Below are 17,226 nucleotides of genomic sequence, written 5' to 3' on the forward strand. Positions count from 1 at the left end.
TTTAGGATTGCTTTCCCAAAATTAGTGATTTAAAATTAAAGGATGGTCATCCCAGAATTTAAACAGGACCTAATAGCCATATTCAATGTCTCATTCCTTAATCCAACCATGTAAGTCAGTTGCATTTCCATTGCAAATCAGCCTAGCCAACTAGTTGTCTTTGGAAGGTCATCGAGGTTCAAAACCTCTACGACACTGGCAGACTTAACTCCAATTTCTTTCCCTATTTTTACTCCAATTGAAAAAAAACTAAAGGCATGAGTAAGCAAGACCGACGTGATGTGGCAGTGGAGGGATCGAAAGCATTTACAGGAATTCGACTAGCGGCAGCACCTAGCTATGCTGCGGGATTGCCTGCTGTCAAGGTTGCCCTGGACCATGCCATGAAAGAAATGGGATTGGCTCGGTCGGTCGCGACACTTTCTAAGCTCAATCAGGTAGAAGGAATCGACTGCCCGGGCTGTGCCTGGCCCGATCCAAAGAAGCGATCTTCTCTTGGCGAGTTTTGCGAAAATGGCGTTAAGGCCATCGCCGAAGAGGCGACTACCCAGCGAGTCACCCCCAAGTTTTTCGAAGAACACTCTGTAATCGAGATGTCCCGATGGACTGATTATCAAATTGGCAAGAGTGGCAGACTCACACATCCCATGATCCTGCGTCCGGGTAGCATCCACTACGAACCGATAGAATGGCGGGAGGCATTCGAACTAATTGCCAGGCAACTACATGATCTGGATGATCCTAATGAAGCGGTGTTTTATACCTCAGGCCGATCCAGCAATGAGGCGGCTTTTCTATATGGTTTGTTCATCCGAGCTTATGGCACCAACAACATGCCCGATTGCTCCAATATGTGCCACGAGTCCAGTGGGGCAGCACTCGGAGAGACCCTGGGTATAGGGAAGGGGTCGGTTACGCTGGAGGATTTTGAGGATGCAGAGGTGGTGATGGTCATCGGACAAAACCCCGGCACCAATCACCCTAGAATGCTCTCTGCTTTGCAAAAATGCAAGGAGCGAGGAGGAAAGGTTATTTCAATTAATCCGCTAGAAGAAGCCGGTCTCGTCCGCTTCAAAAACCCGCAAGAATTGTCCGGAGTGCTAAAAGGCACGGCCCTTACCGATGTTCATCTTCAGGTCAAAATCAATCAGGACGTGGCGTTGCTAAAGTTGATTATGAAAGGTCTGGCTACTCTGGAGAATCAGCATGGTGGTGTATTCGATTGGGACTTTATCCGAGCCAAAACACAAGGAGTGGAAGAAGTCCTTTCAGATTTGGATCGCTACAGTGAAGAAGAGCTTTTGGCGCTTTCTGGAGTTTCAAAGCAGAAGCTGGACGAGGTGATAGTGCTTTTGGCTCAGAAGAAAAGAATCATCATCTGCTGGGCCATGGGGTTGACCCAGCACAAAAATGGTGTGGACAATATCAAGGAATGCGTGAACCTGCTGTTACTAAAAGGCAGTATAGGGATCATAGGAGGCGGAACTTGTCCCGTACGAGGACACAGCAATGTGCAGGGCGATCGAACGGTAGGAATCATGCATCACGTCTCCCCCAAACTCAATGCCTCCATCGAAAAGGCTTTTGGTTTTCAACCTCCCAATAAGGAAGGCCTGGACACCGTTCATGCCATCAAAGCCATGCATGAAGGGAAAGCAAAGGTGTTTGTGGCATTGGGTGGCAATTTCTTGTCAGCCGCTTCGGATACCCACTATACTGCAGAGGCCCTTCAGCGCTGTGAGATGACGGTTTCTATCAGCACCAAACTGAATAGAACTCATTTGGTTACGGGCAAAACGGCTCTGATCTTGCCTACATTGGGCAGAACCGAAAAGGATCATAAGAATGGTGAGAACAGATACGTGACCGTCGAAAACAGTATGGGTCGCGTACATCAGTCTCATGGTCGGTTGGATCCCGCTTCGGATCAGTTGATGAGCGAGCCAGAGATCATAGCGCAATTGGCCAGTGCTTATTTCAAGAAGGATTCTCCGGTCGACTGGCAGCAGTTTGGGACCGATTATGGTTTGATTCGAGAGAAGATAGCTGAGGTGTTTTCTGGATTTGAAGATTACAGCCAAAGGTCTGGTCAATCAGGGTTTGACCTGCCCAATCATGCGAGGCAAGGAGATTTTAGCAAGATGCCTGAGGGGCGAGCTCGTTTTAGTGTGTGTGGACTGCCTCGTCATGAGTTAGACGAGGAGGAGTTTCTGCTCATGACTATTCGGTCCCATGATCAGTTCAATACGACGATCTATGGCCTGGATGATCGCTATCGTGGTATATACAACGAACGAAGGGTCGTTTTGATCCACGAGTCGGATGCCAAAAAGCTGGGATTACAGAAGTTGGACAAAGTAGATCTCGTCAGCTGCTATGATGGGGTGGAGCGGAGAGCCGAAGATTTTTTGATCGTTCCTTACAATATCCCTCAAGGCAATTTGGCGGCTTACTTTCCAGAAACCAACGTGTTGATCCCGCACGACCAATACGCAGACAAGAGCCATACGCCGATTAGTAAATCTGTAAAGGTGAGGATTGAAAAAAAGTAAATACCCTTCCAACTATTCTAATTGATAAGGGGTCTTATGTTTTGTATTTTTAGATCTAAATCCACTTGATATGAAAACCAAAATCTTACTGGGACTACTGTTGATCGGTCTACTCGCCTGCGACAAAGATGAATCTATTGACTGCTGCGTCAATATTGATACTTATATAGATCTGCGTTTGCAAGATGCGGATGGCCACAACCTGTTAGAGGGAGATCAGGCTTGGACTACAGGAGATATTCAGGTTTACCATCACCTGGAAGATGGCTGGGAAATCAGCACTAACAATTTGATGATCATTGAACGAGAAAGCGAGAACTGTCTTCGTTTTTTTGCCAGTGAAGAAATTGTGGCTGATAATATTTCTGAGACCAAACTGATTTTGCCTGAAGTTGAGGAAGGAATATTCAAAACAGAATTGAGCAATACGGGATCAAGTCTTATTATGAATTCACTTTGGTACAATGATGTTCTGCTTTGGGAAATCACTGATTCAAGCGATCGCTTTTTTACCCTGACGGTTCAGTAAATCAAACCGAAACCACTTATCCAGCGATAATACATAAGAACAACTGACTAGAAATAGTAGTCTAGCTACGAGTATCTAGAGTTCCACCTCAAACTTGTCTCCCAGCTCCTTCAGGTCATCCAATACGGCTTGTAGGACCGGGATGCCATTTTTGCTTCTCTCGGCTTCCATGCCTCTTTCGAAATCCCCTGGAATCTGCACAGGATTGTCTGCATCGACTGCTTCAGTCTCCCGGAAGCGAGCGACCCATTGGTCCATATGTTGCAGGAATTCTTCCTTGGGACGAAAAGCATCCACTCGCATTGCACCAAAGAAATGTCCCAGGCCTTCCCCGACAGGGTTGGCTACCGGATCGATAAAGCTCACAAATGGAGGAACCCAGGGGCCGTAATTGGCGCCCGAAAGTACTGCGGAGAAAATATCCACAATAGATCCTAGAATGTAGCCCTTGTGAGAGGCATGCTCACGATCTCCACCAAGCGGGAGTAGTGCACCGCCTTCTTTCACACCATTGGCATTGGTAGTAGGGTGGCCTTCCTGATCTTGTACCCATCCGAGTGGCGCATCGAGTTTCTTTCTTTGCAATACCTCCAGCTTACCATTGGCAGCTGTAGTAGTCGCCATGTCTGCTATGAAAGGAGTTTCGTTCAAGGTAGGGATGGCCACAGAGATAGGATTGGTGCCCAGCATCCGTTCTTTGCCAAATGTAGGGGCCACCAGCGGACTGGCGTTGGTCATAGAGATGCCGATCATGTCCTCTTCCAGAGCCATCATGGAGTGGAATCCCGCGATTCCGTAGTGATTCGAATTCTTGACGCTGACCCATCCGGTGCCTACTTGTTTGGCTTTGTCGATGGCGACTTGCATGGCTTTGGGTCCTGCGATCAGTCCAAGTGCAGCATCTGCATCTATGGTTGCAGTGGAGGGTGTTTCATGTACGATTTTGATGTCTGGTTGGGCGTTGATGCGCTCTACTTCCCATAGACGTACGTATCCTTTCAGTCGGGCGATCCCGTGAGAGTCGACTCCCCTCAGGTCTGCGCTGATGAGTACATCTGCGGCACCGGTAGCCAATTCTTCGTTGTGGCCGATGGCCATGAATATTTTCTTTGCAAAGCTGTGGAGCTGCTCGTAAGTGTAATTCATTTTAATTGGATTTGGGGAGACCATGAAACAAGACGCCTTCTTTGAGGGCGAAGGGTGAGACTTTGATCTGGCTGAAACCGCAGTTGTCCATGACGTTTTTGGTCACTACGGCAGCACCTACGATCATGTCTACTCGCATGCGAACCATGCCGGGTATCACCAGACGTTCTTCCTTGTTTTTTGAAATCAGGTCATCGTATATTTCTTGAAAACTGTCTTGGGTTAGGATAGGAGATTCGTTGATGCTGGCATTGACCTTGGCACTGTACATGTCCCAGAAGGTGTCAAAAGAACCAGACGAACCGATCAGATATTGCGCACCATATTGTTCGCACTTTTCGAATACTTCAGTCAGTGTTTCGTTCAGGAATTGGTTGAGATCATTTATTTCATTGGTAGCGATGGGATCAGATTTGTGAAATTGATCGATCAAGCGCTGACCGCCGATCTCATAGCTTCTGAGCCAAATGATATGGTCACCATCTGCCAATATGAATTCGATGCTGCCTCCACCAATATCCATGATCAAAGCGGGATCTTCTATGGTCAAAAATTCTTTGACTCCCTGATAGATCAGGAAAGCCTCGTCGTGACCAGAAAGGATGTTGATTTCAATGCCCGTAGTCTCTCTGATCGCATCTACAAACTCTTGTTTGTTCTCCGCGTTGCGAACGGCACTGGTGGCAGTAGCTGTTACTTTTTCTACCTCGTATTCTTTGATTTTGGCACGAAAACGTGTGAGAGTTTCTATAGCACGTTCGACTGCATCGTCGGAGATAAAGCCCTTGCTGATGCCGTTCTTTCCTATGCGAACTGCTACTTTTTCTTTGTGTAATACTTCGTTATCGGCAGCACGGTCTACGATCAGGAGGTGAAATGTATTGGTGCCAATGTCGATGATGCCTTCTCTCATATTCGTCAAAATTCCGGCTAATTTATGAAATTAATTGATCTTCTGTGAGGCTAGGCGAGGACTGTTTGCATTGCGGCCAGATTGTAGGTGTAATGGACTATATTTGATCAAACACAAAGCCCGTAAATGATATGACTTTAAAGACTGAAAAAGAGAAGATTGAGCATCTGGCCCAACTGAATAAGGAAGCTGAGCTGGGGGGAGGAGAAAAAAGAATCGCTGCCCAGCATGACAAAGGCAAGTTGAGTGCCAGAGAGCGAATCGAGCTTCTACTGGACAAAGGAACCTTTCAGGAAATTGGAAAGCTGGTGGTTCATCGCGCTACGGATTTTGGGTTGGATAAGAAGAAGTTTCTGGGCGATGGGGTCGTCACGGGCTATGGCAATGTGGATGGCCGACTGATCTATGTATATAGCCAGGACTTTACGGTATTTGGAGGATCCCTGTCAGAGACACATGCCGAAAAGATCGTGAAGATCATGGATCTGGCCATGCAAAATGGTGCGCCGCTCATTGGGCTCAATGACAGTGGTGGAGCCCGGATTCAGGAAGGGGTTGTTTCGCTAGGTGGCTATGCGGATATCTTCTATCGCAATACACTGGCCTCTGGTGTGGTGCCGCAGATATCGGCTATCATGGGACCTTGTGCAGGTGGGGCGGTTTATTCTCCAGCCATTACGGATTTTATCTTTATGGTGGAGAATACTTCCTACATGTTTGTGACCGGACCCAATGTGGTGAAGACTGTAACCAACGAGGAGGTGACCTCAGAGGAGCTCGGTGGTGCCTCTACACACAGCAGCAAGAGTGGCGTGACTCATTTCGCCTCAGTCAATGAAGTGGAGTGTATCCGAGACATAAAGCGACTGCTGAGTTTCATTCCACAAAACTGCGAAGAGAAACCCATGGATCTGCTTTTCGATCCCAAGGACGAAACCAGAGACAAACTGGATAGCATCATACCAGAGAACCCCAATCAGCCCTATGACATCAAGGAGGTAATCAAAGAGGTAGTAGATGCGCAGGACTTTTTCGAAGTACATCAAAACTATGCGGACAATATCGTCGTAGGATTTGCTCGGATAGGAGGTAAAAGTATCGGCATAGTGGCCAACCAGCCGCAGAGTCTGGCAGGCGTACTGGATATAGATGCCAGTAAGAAGGCTGCTCGTTTTGTACGCTTTTGTGATTGCTTCAATATTCCACTGGTAGTGTTTGAGGACGTGCCGGGCTTCTTGCCAGGCACTGATCAGGAGTGGAACGGTATCATTTCGAATGGGGCTAAACTGCTCTTTGCCTTCAGTGAGGCTACCGTGCCGAGAATCACCGTGATTACCCGCAAGGCCTATGGAGGGGCTTATGATGTAATGAATTCCAAGCACATAGGGGCGGATCTTAACTTTGCCTGGCCGACTGCAGAGATCGCCGTGATGGGGGCTAAGGGCGCTGCTGAGATCATTTTTAAATCCGAAATCAAAGCGGCTAATGATCCGAAAAAGAAGTTGGATGAGAAGGTAGAGGAGTACACCGAAAAATTTGCCAACCCCTATGCCGCAGCGAGCCGTGGCTTTGTCGACGAGGTGATAATGCCCCACAATACTCGCTTGAAATTGATCAGTGGCCTGCGTATGTTAGAAAATAAAGTGGCTAATTTGCCACGTAAAAAACACAGTAATATTCCATTATAATTATGAATGAAAAGAGCAAAAAGTTTCTTTACGAATATTTAGACAATGCATCACCGACTGGATTTGAGTCTTCGGGACAAAAGATTTGGTTAGAATATATCAAAGCCTTTACGGATGAATACATCACGGACACCTATGGGTCAGTAGCTGCGATCATCAACCCTGAAGCGGAGTACAAAGTAGTGATAGAAGCACATGCAGATGAGATTTCATGGTTTGTGAACTACATATCTGATGAAGGTTATATCTATGTGGTTCGCAATGGAGGTTCGGATCATCAGATCGCTCCATCGAAGCGCGTAAATATCGCCACCGACAAGGGAATCGTGAAAGGAGTCTTCGGTTGGCCGGCTATTCATGTGCGTGATGCCAAATCAGAAAAGGCACCTGGTCTTGACAACATCTTCATCGATGTGGGATGCGAATCCAAAAAAGAGGTTGAGGAACTGGGTATTCAGGTAGGCAATGTGATCACCTTCGACGATGAACTGATGGAGCTCAATGGGAAATATCTATGCGGGCGTGCACTTGACAATCGTATCGGTGGATTTATGATCGCTGAGGTGGCTCGCAAGCTGGCTGAGAATAATGTCAAGTTGCCATTTGGACTATATATCGTAAATGCCGTGCAGGAGGAAATCGGATTGCGTGGCGCTGAAATGATGGCAGCTCGTATCAAGCCCAATGTGGCGATCATCACGGATGTATGTCACGATACGCACTCGCCTATGTATGACAAAAAGAAGGATGGAGACCAAAAGGCTGGAAAAGGGCCTGTGTTGTCATTCGGTCCAGCTGTGCAAAACAACCTGCTGAAAATGATCATGGAGACGGCTGACAATAAAAAGATTCCATATCAAAGAGCCGCTGCTTCTCGATCTACAGGGACTGATACCGATGCCTTTGCCTACAGTGGGGAGGGGATTGCTTCTTCCCTGATCTCTCTGCCGATCAAGTACATGCATACCACGGTAGAAACGGCACATTTAGAGGATGTTCAAAATGTGATTGACCTGATGTACGAGTTTTTGGTACAGCTGAAGGAAGGTCATGATTTCCGCTACATCAAGTAAATATTAATAGTATATAAAAAGAAAAGCCCGGATGTTAAATCTGGGCTTTTCTGAATAAGTAGAATCCTCATACTGTTGGGTGTGACAGTTGTTGAGCTGTCAATTACAGTGTCGGCAATCTAGAATATTTTGTACAAACGGAGGTCTTTTGAAGAAGATAATTTGGTGTTTGTAGCTCATTTTTACAGATGATTCAAAGATTCTTAATTATGGGTTTTAATTGTTTAAGGATAGGGAGGTTTTGATTGATGATTTTTAATGGATCATATACTTTATTGAAAATATGGATCATATTCATTAATTGATTTTATTTGTTGCTGAAATAAGCAATGAAAAACCATGCCTAAAATTCATATAAAGTCTGTGCAATGTACAGTTCCTGACGAGATCGACAAAGATGAGATGTTTCTCAAGTATGACGGTAAGAAAATTTGGCCAGTGGGAGATTGGTATTTCCGAATAGATACAGGAGACAAAGTCGTTGTAAATATTGATCTGGAAGTTCAGGATGGCTGGAATGAGCTGGAGCTTTGGGATTTTGATTACCTCACCTTCAATGACCATCTTGGGACCTTCAAGTTTTTTGTAGATAACAACAAGGGAGAGTACTCCACGAGTATGGAACTCTGCGAAGAGGGAAGCACAGCCAGCTATATCATGCAGTGGGAGTTGACCTGATCTTTAGATTAGCGCCCTTTTACCCTAAGAAATAAAAAAAAAGCCGATTCTACATAGAATCGGCTTTAGTTTTTTGTTCGAAGTGGTTCTTACAAGTGAACTGCTTCACCGTAAGCATCCTCTACTGCGTCTTTGATAGCCTCAGACATAGTTGGGTGAGGGTGAACTGCCTTCATGATTTCGTGTCCGGTAGTTTCTAGTTTTCTAGCTACTACAGCTTCAGCGATCATGTCAGTCACGCCAGCACCGATCAGGTGACAACCTAACCACTCGCCATATTTCGCGTCAAAGATTACTTTTACAAAACCTTCAGCATTTCCACCAGCCTGTGCTTTACCAGAAGCAGAGAATGGGAATTTACCTACTTTGATTTCGTATCCTGCTTCTTTGGCTTGCTTTTCAGTCATACCTACAGAAGCGATTTCTGGAGTACAGTAAGTACACCCAGGGATGTTTTCGTAATCCAAAGGCTCTGGAGACTCACCACAGATTTTTTCTACACAGATGATCGCCTCAGCAGATGATACGTGAGCCAATGCTGGACCGTGTACAATATCGCCGATCGCATAGATGCCTGGGATGTTGGTTTTGTAGTAGTCGTCTACGATTACTTTTCCTTTGTCGGTCATTACACCCACTTCTTCCAGTCCGATACCTTCGATGTTGGTAGATACACCTACTGCAGATAGTACTACATCACATTCGATTTGCTCTTCACCTTTTTTGGTCTTTACTGTTACTTTACAGCCTTTTCCTGCCGTGTCGACGTTAGTTACTTCGGCGCTGGTCATGATTTCCATGCCTTGCTTTTTGAACGAACGAGCCAGTTGCTTAGACACATCCTCGTCCTCTACCGGTACGATGTTCGGTAGGTACTCTACGATCGTCACATCTGTACCGATTGAGTTGTAGAAGTAAGCGAACTCTACTCCAATCGCGCCAGAACCTACGATTACCATTTTCTTAGGCTGCTTTGACATGCTCATCGCCTCTCTATAGCCGATGATTTTTTTGCCGTCGATTGGTAAGTTAGGAAGCTCTCTAGATCTACCACCAGTCGCGATGATGATGCTGTCGGCAGTGTAGCTTTCCGTTTTGTTGTCTGCGTCGGTTACAGTTACAGTTTTGTTAGGGGCGATTTTTCCGAAACCTAACAGTTGGTCGATTTTGTTTTTCTTCAGTAGGAACTGGATCCCTTTGGACATGGTGTCGGCCACTCCACGGCTTCTTTTGATCATACCGCCGAAATCCACTTTAGAATCTCCTACAGTGATGCCATAGTTCTCTGCGTGAGAAATGTATTCGAATACACTCGCACTTTTAAGCAGCGCTTTGGTAGGGATACATCCCCAGTTGAGACAGATACCGCCGATCTCTGCTTTCTCTACTACTGCTACTTTTTTTCCTAACTGAGAGGCTCTGATAGCTGCAACGTATCCGCCAGGACCGCTACCTATCACTATTACGTCATATTTGTTTGCCATAATTCTTTTTACTGAATAAGATGATGAGGCCTTGATAATACCGAGGCGCTTAAAAGTCGCACAAATTTAATCGCTTTGCCGGGAGAAAAAAACTTATTCCCATTCCATGCAAAGCTTTTTGTTTTACTCCGTGTACCTTCACGATACGATTTTACCCGGTTATTGTTCTTCGAGTGAGTGAATTTTATTGTCAGAGGCAATCTTCATTCTTGTTCGGATAGGGAGCTGAAGTTCAAATCGATAGCACTTTGTTATTTAAAATCCCATCGGTCGGCCAGGACAAAATAGCCCATGGATAAGCGAGACTGATCTAATGCCTAATCAAATAATATATGGGGCATACCACTAGAAAAATGATAACTACCAGGTAGATGTGAGTTTCCCTGCGGTAGCTGTCATGTCCAGGCCCGTAGATGTGATTTTTTCACGGTAGATGCGGCTTTTAGGTCGGTAGATGTGATTCCACAGGGGTAGTTGTCAGTTCAAGACTGGTAGATGTCGTACCTACCCTGGTAGCTGTTAGTCTACCTATGGTATATGCCTTAGCGGTAGAATGAAATGGAATAACTACTGGATAGGATGAGTCTTTATCTATGGTGGGAATGATTTCAAGCCCTTCAAATGTGATAGCAAGGACGGGGTTTGCAATTATTAGGCATTGAAATGCGTGTTTAATGTCCGTAGGTGTGAATGGATGGAGTGCTTTTGCCTTTCGGTCAGCTAGGAATGGCGCTTGCACCTTTTGATAGAGAAGGGCTGAGGGGAATTTTTGTGCAAAATCGTCGGGTATATGTCTAAAGAATGTATTTTTGGACAAAATTTTTTGACGAGGAATCAAACAATCATACATCAAATGAAATTATTGGAAGGAAAAACTGCATTGGTTACAGGTGCTTCTAAAGGTATCGGTAGAGCTATCGCGTTGAAATATGCAGAACAAGGTGCTAACGTGGCTTTTACTTATTTGTCAAGTGTAGAAAAAGGAGAGGCTTTGGTAGCTGAACTGGAAGCTTTTGGCGTGAAGGCGAAAGGTTACCGATCTGATGCGTCTAAATTCGATGCAGCAGAGCAGTTGATCGCTGGTGTAGTGGAGGACTTTGGTCAGCTGGACATCTTGGTCAACAATGCCGGGATCACCAAAGACAACCTTCTGATGAGAATAACTGAAGAGGCTTGGGATGACGTGATCAACGTGAATCTGAAGTCTTGTTTCAATACAGTAAAGGCGGCTACTCGTACTTTCATGAAGCAGAAAGCGGGATCGATCATCAACGTGTCTTCTGTAGTGGGGGTGAAAGGAAATGCGGGACAGTCCAACTATGCAGCCTCTAAAGCGGGTATCATTGGTTTTACCAAATCGGTGGCTTTGGAGTTAGGTTCTAGAAACATCCGATGCAATGCCATCGCTCCGGGTTTTATCGAGACTGAGATGACTGATGTGCTAGACGAAAAAGTAGTACAAAGCTGGAGAGACGCTATCCCAATGAAGCGTGGAGGAAAGCCAGAAGAGGTGGCTGACGTATGTGTGTTCTTAGGATCAGACATGTCGACCTATGTGTCTGGACAAGTATTGAATATCTGTGGTGCGATGTTGACATAAGTCGTCGCACTTATCAAAATATATCAAGGACTGTCTCAAAATCTACTTTCTTCATTTTATGGGGGCAAGGAGTTTTTTGAGACAGTTTTTTTATGTCTATCTTTCGTTCTTTCTAAAATAGATCCTTAATAAGAAACGCATTGCCGATTATCCAATTCGAATATTCGCTCTGGCTATTGCCACTCTATTTTCTACTGGCTTTGGGCTTGACTTTTTTGCTGTATTCCAAACAAGGGCCATGGAGCAAAACCACTCAGCGTGTATTATTTGCTGTCAGATTGCTATTGCTGACCTGGCTGGCTGTCCTGTTGCTCAATCCGCTGGTCAACCAATATCTCGAGCAGGTAGAAAAACCGACTGTTGTATTGGCTATCGACAATTCCAGCTCTATGACCAATGGGGTAGATAGTCTGCAGCTCGTTCAGTTGCAATCGGATCTGGGATCCTTACAATCCCAGCTCGAAGAGAAAAATTATCAGGTGGATTGGGTGGGATTGGATAATCAATCCTTAGACAAAAACAGCCTGCAATTCACAGAAGAAAATACGGATCTGGGAGCCATGCTGCAAGAGATTCAGGCCCGATATGAAAACACCAATCTGGCTTCTGTATTTCTGGTTTCGGATGGTAAATTCAATCGCGGCAGTTCGCCCATCTATCAGACGCAGCAATTTGACCTCCATACCATCGGAGTAGGGGATACCATACAAAAGCTGGATCTGGAGCTAAGGACCCTTCGCTATAATAAGGTGGCTTATCAGGGCAATCGCTTTCCAATCATCGCAGAAGTGTATAATTATGGTTTTGCTGGTGAGGAGACTCAAATTAGGGTGAAGAAAAACTCGAAAGTGCTTAAGACTGAAACGATCCGTCTCCAATCCAAAGAATCGCTTAGTAGAGTCGAGCTGGAGGTCGAAGCAAGTGCAAAAGGATTGCAACGCTATACAATCGAATTGGTAGCGCTATCAGGAGAGGCGGTGATCGAAAACAACCGTCGAAACATATACATCGATGTGATCGATGGCAAGCAGAAAATTGCATTGATTGCGCCTGCCCCTCATCCGGATTTGAAAGCACTCAGGACTGTGATTGAACAGAACAAAAATTTTGAAGTACACACTTTCCTCCCGGGGCAAAAGCCTTTGCCAAAGGAGAAGTTTGATCTGGCGATAGTTCATCAGGCATTTGATAGATACAACCGCACACAAAAGGAGCTAGACGAGTTGTTGGCCCAATCTGTCCCTATGTTTTACATTCTCGGTCCCAGATCCAACTTGAATGCACTCAATAAGTATGTCCCAGGACTAACTATTGATCAGAAACGAAACCAGAGAGATCAGGTAGTAGGGCAATTGAACCAGGGCTTTGGGCTTTTCACTTTGAGTGATGAGACCAACGAGCGATGGGCAGAGTTTGTGCCCGTCTCGGTACCCTATGGAGATATTCAAGCCCCTGCCAAGGCTCAGGTGCTCTTGAATCAGAAGGTGGGGTCAGTGACGATCGACAAGCCTTTGATGTTTGTTCAGGAGCTGGACCGCAGCAAGATGGCGGTTTTGCTGGCAGATGGGATTTGGCAATGGAGATTGCAAGAATATGCCCTATATGAAGATACCGAGACCTTTGACGATTTGTTTCTTAAGTTGATCCAGTACCTCAGTACCAAAGTAGACAAAAGGAAATTTCGTTGCTACCCAGTCGAAAATGAGTTTGTCACCAATCAGAGTGTTTCATTTCAGGCAGAATTGTACAACGAGATTTATGAGCGAGTCTATGGCTCAGAGGTGGTGATTACTATACAGTCAGACGAGATGCCTGAGAAAGAATTTAGTTTCACCCCATCTTCTCAATATTCTGAGCTGGAGATTACCTCGCTGGCTGCTGGTAGCTATCAGTACAGGGCCGAGACGCAGCTCAATGGAAAGCGCCATACAGCTTCCGGCACTTTTGTGGTGAAGGACGAACAGCTGGAACAGTTGGACCAGGTAGCAGATTTTACCTTACTTCGACAGCTGGCGAGTGAGAATCAAGGGCATTTTTATGCTTTCGACAGTTTGGCTCCTCTTTGGTCGGATTTGGGGCAGCTGGACTACAAGAGTAGAATCCACTATCAAGACCAGACCTTTCCTGTTATCAATTTGTTGTGGGCCTTGATTTTGGTGCTTTCTCTGGCCTCACTTGAGTGGGGAGGAAGAAAGTATAGCGGGGGGTACTAGTTTTTTTCTGTTCTAGGGAATTATCTTTTTGCCTTTGATGTTTCATCCACCGAATCAAAAAACAAACTATGGAACCTTTTGAGTACGTCGTTGCAATGACTTCTTTGATACTGGGTCTGGCAATGGCTCAGATTCTGAATGGAATAGCAGATATGGTCTCTAACTATAGCCGTATCAAATTTAGCTTTTCTCATACTGTGATGATAGTCATATTGTTTATGGTTACACTACAGGATTGGTGGTACAGCTACCAATATTCCAAACATATCGAAGTGTGGACTTTTCCTACTTTAATGGCGATTTTGTCTTTCCCAATTATTCTGTTTCTTGAAGTGAGGCTATTGTTCCCGACGGGAACAAGAAGTCAGGAATTGGATATGGATGTTTATTTCTATCAGAACTATCGATGGATTTATACGCTTTTTGTTATTACCATTCTGATCAGCATAGCGCAGAACATGTACTTTTCTGGATACACCTTAATTGAGGAGATTCCCTTATTTATCTATGCTGGCGTTTACCTGATATTTATTTTCGCTGATTTTAAAAACAAACTGTATCATGATGTGTTCATGGTAGCACAGCTGTTTGTTTGGCTCAGTTTTATGATATTGGATCCGACTACACTTTAGGTCAGTCGATAAGCGAATTAAGCTTTCAATTCCAGCCCATATTTTTCATTGAATCCAGCAATCCCCTGCAGTCCGCCGGTGTGTACTGCTATGATAGTTTTGCCTGATTCGAACTTGTCTTTTTTGATTCGGTCATACAGACCATACATCATTTTGCCTGTGTAGATCGGGTCTAAGGCGATCTGGTGTTTGTTGTAAAATTCCTGTATGAACTCGATCAATTTGGGATCATGCTTGGCATAGCCGCCAAAGTCATAGTCATGAATGATCTCCTTTCGGGAATGGAACTCTGGAGACAGCAATTGTCCGACTTCTTTTTCTAAATAACCTTCCCCGCTCAAGGAAGCAAAACCCAGTGCCTTCTGGTGTGGGTGAAGGCCCGAGGCTAGACCTGCTAAAGTACCGCCAGTACCCACCGGACAGGTGATGTAGTCAAAGTCGATTTCTATTTCGTTCAGAATCTCTTTTACCCCCTGGATCGCCAGGTGATTGCTGCCGCCTTCTGGAATGATGAACGCGCTGTATTCTTGCTGATGCATGCTGAGCCAGTGAGGACTGGTTCTGAACATGTAGTCTGGTCTACTGACGAATAGCAATTGCATGCCGTTTTCGTGAGCCTTCCTTAGGGTTGGGTTGGAGTTTTCGTTGAGCTCCTCACCACGGATCACCCCGATCGCATGAAAGCCAAAACGTTTGGCTGCAGCAGCAGTAGCAGCTATGTGGTTAGAATAGGCTCCCCCAAAAGTCAAAACGATTTCCTTGCCCTGCTCTTTTGCCTTGATCAGGTTGTATTTGAGCTTTCTCCATTTGTTCCCGGATATTTCGGGATCAATCAAATCTTCACGCTTTATATACAGCTTGAGATTCTTCTCTTGGAGCAATTCATCCTCGATAGCAACGAGTGGAGTGGGATCGGATTTTTCAAACATAATCAAATCTAGGAAGGAGCAGATTAAATATCCAAGAATGCCTGGATTTTCAATGCTTCATGAAAGCAATTTGGGTTATAATACTTACTTTAATTCTTCTAATACTTCTTGCGTAATGTCCATTACATCAGATACATCGAAGACCGGCATTTTCTTGTCTTTGAAGTAATTGGCATAAAGCTGCTTGACATAGGCATCTGTAAAGTCGTCCTCCCACATGAAATCCTTGGCCAATTGTGGGAAGTTGTTGAGTATCGCACTGTCCGAGACGTCCAACATGGTACGAAGCACACGTAAGAATTTCACCTCGTCTTCTTTTACCTCCAAATCAGCATAAATGATATCGACAGCTACTTGTATCATTTGCAATTGCTCTTCGTCGCTGAGGTGTGCGCGGTGAACCTTTCGGAAAAAATCTTTGAGATACTCTGTTCCTATTCGATTGATTTTTCCCAGCATTTCTTCTAACTCCTTATCGACTTCAACCTGACCAAAAAGGTATTTTTCCTGGGCCATTTTCATAATTGAAACGATTTCTTTCTTGTCGATATGGCCATCGCAAGTCATAAAAGAAAAGGCCGTACGAAGCAGTAAGTGGGGGAAATTGTTATCGGGCATTGCTGTTTATTTTAATTATGGTGATTAAATCTAAGGTTTTTTTGTTGAAAAAATTAAACAACGGAGTGAATTGATTGCCGGCGATTGCCAAGGATAATCCTCTGATATTTTCTAATATTGAACTTCATTTCGAGAAAAGCACTTTGGACAAGAAGATATTTCAATTTCTACAATTAGGTCTGGCCATATTGATCATGAGTTCTTCGGGGACTTTGGGACGCTATATCGGTATCCCTCCGGAGCAAACAATCTGGGTCAGATGTGTCATCGGAGCGCTTACCCTGCTTCTCGTTTTGAAAGTACGAAATACGCCAGTTTCTATTGGCTGGGGGAGAACCTTTCGTCGTGTGGTGATTGGCGCTTTGTTTTTAGGCGGTCATTGGGTGACTTATTTTTATGCTTTGCAATATACCTCGGTAGCGATCGGGATGCTGTCACTTTTTACTTATCCTGTGATCACGGCTTTGCTGGAACCTCTGATGCTGGGGTATAAGCACCAATGGACGGATGTGTTGATTGCCTTATTTGCTTTTAGTGGAGTGTTTTTCCTCGTGCCAGAATATAGCCTCGGTAATCAGGTGACGATTGGGATTGCTTGTGGAGTGGTATCCGCCTTGTGCTACTCCCTACGCAACATTCTGATGAAGAAAAATGTAGGAGAGCATTCTGGCGTGACTTTGATGTTTTATCAGTTGTCCGTGCTAAGCCTGGTTTTGTTTCCCGTCATGTACATGGGGGATTTTGGTTCAAACTGGGATGGAGTCTTGGATAGCTGGAAATCTCTCTTGTTGCTTGGGGTTTTGACTACCGCTACAGGTCATACCTTGTTTGTCTTAAGTTTCAGGTATTTTTCTATTACTGCTATTAGTATCATTAGCAGTTTGACTCCATTGTTCGGTATTGTTTTAGGCATCATATTCCTTTCAGAAATCCCTCAGGGTAGAGTGCTGATAGGAGGGGCTATCATTCTCGCAACCGTGATCATAGAGAGCATTCGCTCTGCTAAAAAATAGGTGGCAGAATCGTATAGTTATTGGTTGCTTAGATGCGTTTTGCCATGCCCAAATTCTGATAGACTGCTGGGTACACCTGTATGCATCTCCTCGTTTTTGATTCAAGAGACTTACCGCAAGCGATATACCTCATTTGGGGTAGGGTGAAATTGTATTAT

14 protein-coding genes are annotated in these 17,226 nt (G+C 44.9%); 9 read left to right on the forward strand and 5 right to left on the reverse strand.

From position 1 onward, the window contains the following. Positions 1–257: 257 nt before the first annotated feature. Positions 258–2,552, forward strand: a complete 2,295-nt coding sequence (locus N7U62_RS21790; protein WP_264140234.1) for an FdhF/YdeP family oxidoreductase — start codon at positions 258–260, stop codon at positions 2,550–2,552. A gap of 70 nt (positions 2,553–2,622) precedes the next feature. Next, entirely contained in the window at positions 2,623–3,081 is a 459-nt protein-coding gene (locus N7U62_RS21795) for a hypothetical protein (RefSeq protein ID WP_264140235.1), read from the forward strand. A 75-nt stretch (positions 3,082–3,156) separates the two neighbouring features. On the opposite strand, the gene N7U62_RS21800 is transcribed toward N7U62_RS21795, so the two are convergent. Together N7U62_RS21800 and N7U62_RS21805 are read right to left on the reverse strand one after the other, a co-directional pair. Further along, positions 3,157–4,227, reverse strand: coding sequence for an Ldh family oxidoreductase (locus tag N7U62_RS21800; RefSeq protein ID WP_264140236.1), 1,071 nt, complete (start codon positions 4,225–4,227; stop codon positions 3,157–3,159). A 1-nt stretch (position 4,228) separates the two neighbouring features. After that, the gene (locus N7U62_RS21805; RefSeq protein ID WP_264140237.1) at positions 4,229–5,140 is read right to left on the reverse strand and encodes a Ppx/GppA phosphatase family protein; all 912 of its coding nucleotides are present in this window, start codon (positions 5,138–5,140) and stop codon (positions 4,229–4,231) included. A 131-nt stretch (positions 5,141–5,271) separates the two neighbouring features. Here N7U62_RS21805 and N7U62_RS21810 point away from each other — a divergent pair, with 131 nt between their 5' ends. The 3 genes from N7U62_RS21810 (at position 5,272) to N7U62_RS21820 (ending at position 8,579) form a co-directional block, all read left to right on the forward strand. Continuing rightward, positions 5,272–6,828 (forward strand): acyl-CoA carboxylase subunit beta, encoded by a 1,557-nt coding sequence (locus N7U62_RS21810; RefSeq protein WP_264140238.1) that lies wholly within the window; start codon positions 5,272–5,274, stop codon positions 6,826–6,828. A gap of 2 nt (positions 6,829–6,830) precedes the next feature. Next, complete coding sequence (locus N7U62_RS21815) at positions 6,831–7,901, forward strand: M42 family metallopeptidase (RefSeq protein ID WP_264140239.1); 1,071 nt, start codon at positions 6,831–6,833, stop codon at positions 7,899–7,901. Positions 7,902–8,240: 339 nt separating this feature from the next. Further along, a complete protein-coding gene (locus tag N7U62_RS21820; protein WP_264140240.1) occupies positions 8,241–8,579 on the forward strand; it encodes a hypothetical protein in 339 nt (112 codons plus the stop codon). 89 nt (positions 8,580–8,668) lie between these two features. Here N7U62_RS21820 and lpdA read toward each other — a convergent pair whose 3' ends face one another. Then, positions 8,669–10,063 carry a dihydrolipoyl dehydrogenase gene (gene lpdA, locus N7U62_RS21825; protein WP_264140241.1) on the reverse strand — a complete coding sequence of 465 codons (1,395 nt, stop codon included), beginning with the start codon at positions 10,061–10,063 and terminating at the stop codon, positions 8,669–8,671. A gap of 853 nt (positions 10,064–10,916) precedes the next feature. Between lpdA and fabG the strand changes: the two genes are divergently transcribed. The 3 genes from fabG (at position 10,917) to N7U62_RS21840 (ending at position 14,508) form a co-directional block, all read left to right on the forward strand. Then, positions 10,917–11,663 (forward strand): 3-oxoacyl-[acyl-carrier-protein] reductase, encoded by a 747-nt coding sequence (fabG, locus tag N7U62_RS21830; protein ID WP_264140242.1) that lies wholly within the window; start codon positions 10,917–10,919, stop codon positions 11,661–11,663. Between the two features lie 140 nt (positions 11,664–11,803). Further along, complete coding sequence (locus N7U62_RS21835; protein ID WP_264140243.1) at positions 11,804–13,876, forward strand: vWA domain-containing protein; 2,073 nt, start codon at positions 11,804–11,806, stop codon at positions 13,874–13,876. A gap of 68 nt (positions 13,877–13,944) precedes the next feature. Further along, entirely contained in the window at positions 13,945–14,508 is a 564-nt protein-coding gene (locus tag N7U62_RS21840; protein WP_264140244.1) for a hypothetical protein, read from the forward strand. 17 nt (positions 14,509–14,525) lie between these two features. Here N7U62_RS21840 and N7U62_RS21845 read toward each other — a convergent pair whose 3' ends face one another. Both N7U62_RS21845 and N7U62_RS21850 read right to left on the reverse strand, forming a co-directional pair. Then, positions 14,526–15,437, reverse strand: a complete 912-nt coding sequence (locus N7U62_RS21845) for a 1-aminocyclopropane-1-carboxylate deaminase/D-cysteine desulfhydrase (protein WP_264140245.1) — start codon at positions 15,435–15,437, stop codon at positions 14,526–14,528. An 84-nt stretch (positions 15,438–15,521) separates the two neighbouring features. Next, the gene (locus N7U62_RS21850; protein WP_264140246.1) at positions 15,522–16,055 is read right to left on the reverse strand and encodes a tellurite resistance TerB family protein; all 534 of its coding nucleotides are present in this window, start codon (positions 16,053–16,055) and stop codon (positions 15,522–15,524) included. A gap of 143 nt (positions 16,056–16,198) precedes the next feature. On the opposite strand from N7U62_RS21850, the gene N7U62_RS21855 reads away from it, so the two are divergent. Then, a complete protein-coding gene (locus N7U62_RS21855; RefSeq protein ID WP_264140247.1) occupies positions 16,199–17,068 on the forward strand; it encodes a DMT family transporter in 870 nt (289 codons plus the stop codon). Positions 17,069–17,226 lie beyond the last annotated feature (158 nt).

Origin of the sequence: Reichenbachiella ulvae, assembly GCF_025833875.1 — a bacterium.
GTDB classification, from domain to species: domain Bacteria; phylum Bacteroidota; class Bacteroidia; order Cytophagales; family Cyclobacteriaceae; genus Reichenbachiella; species Reichenbachiella ulvae.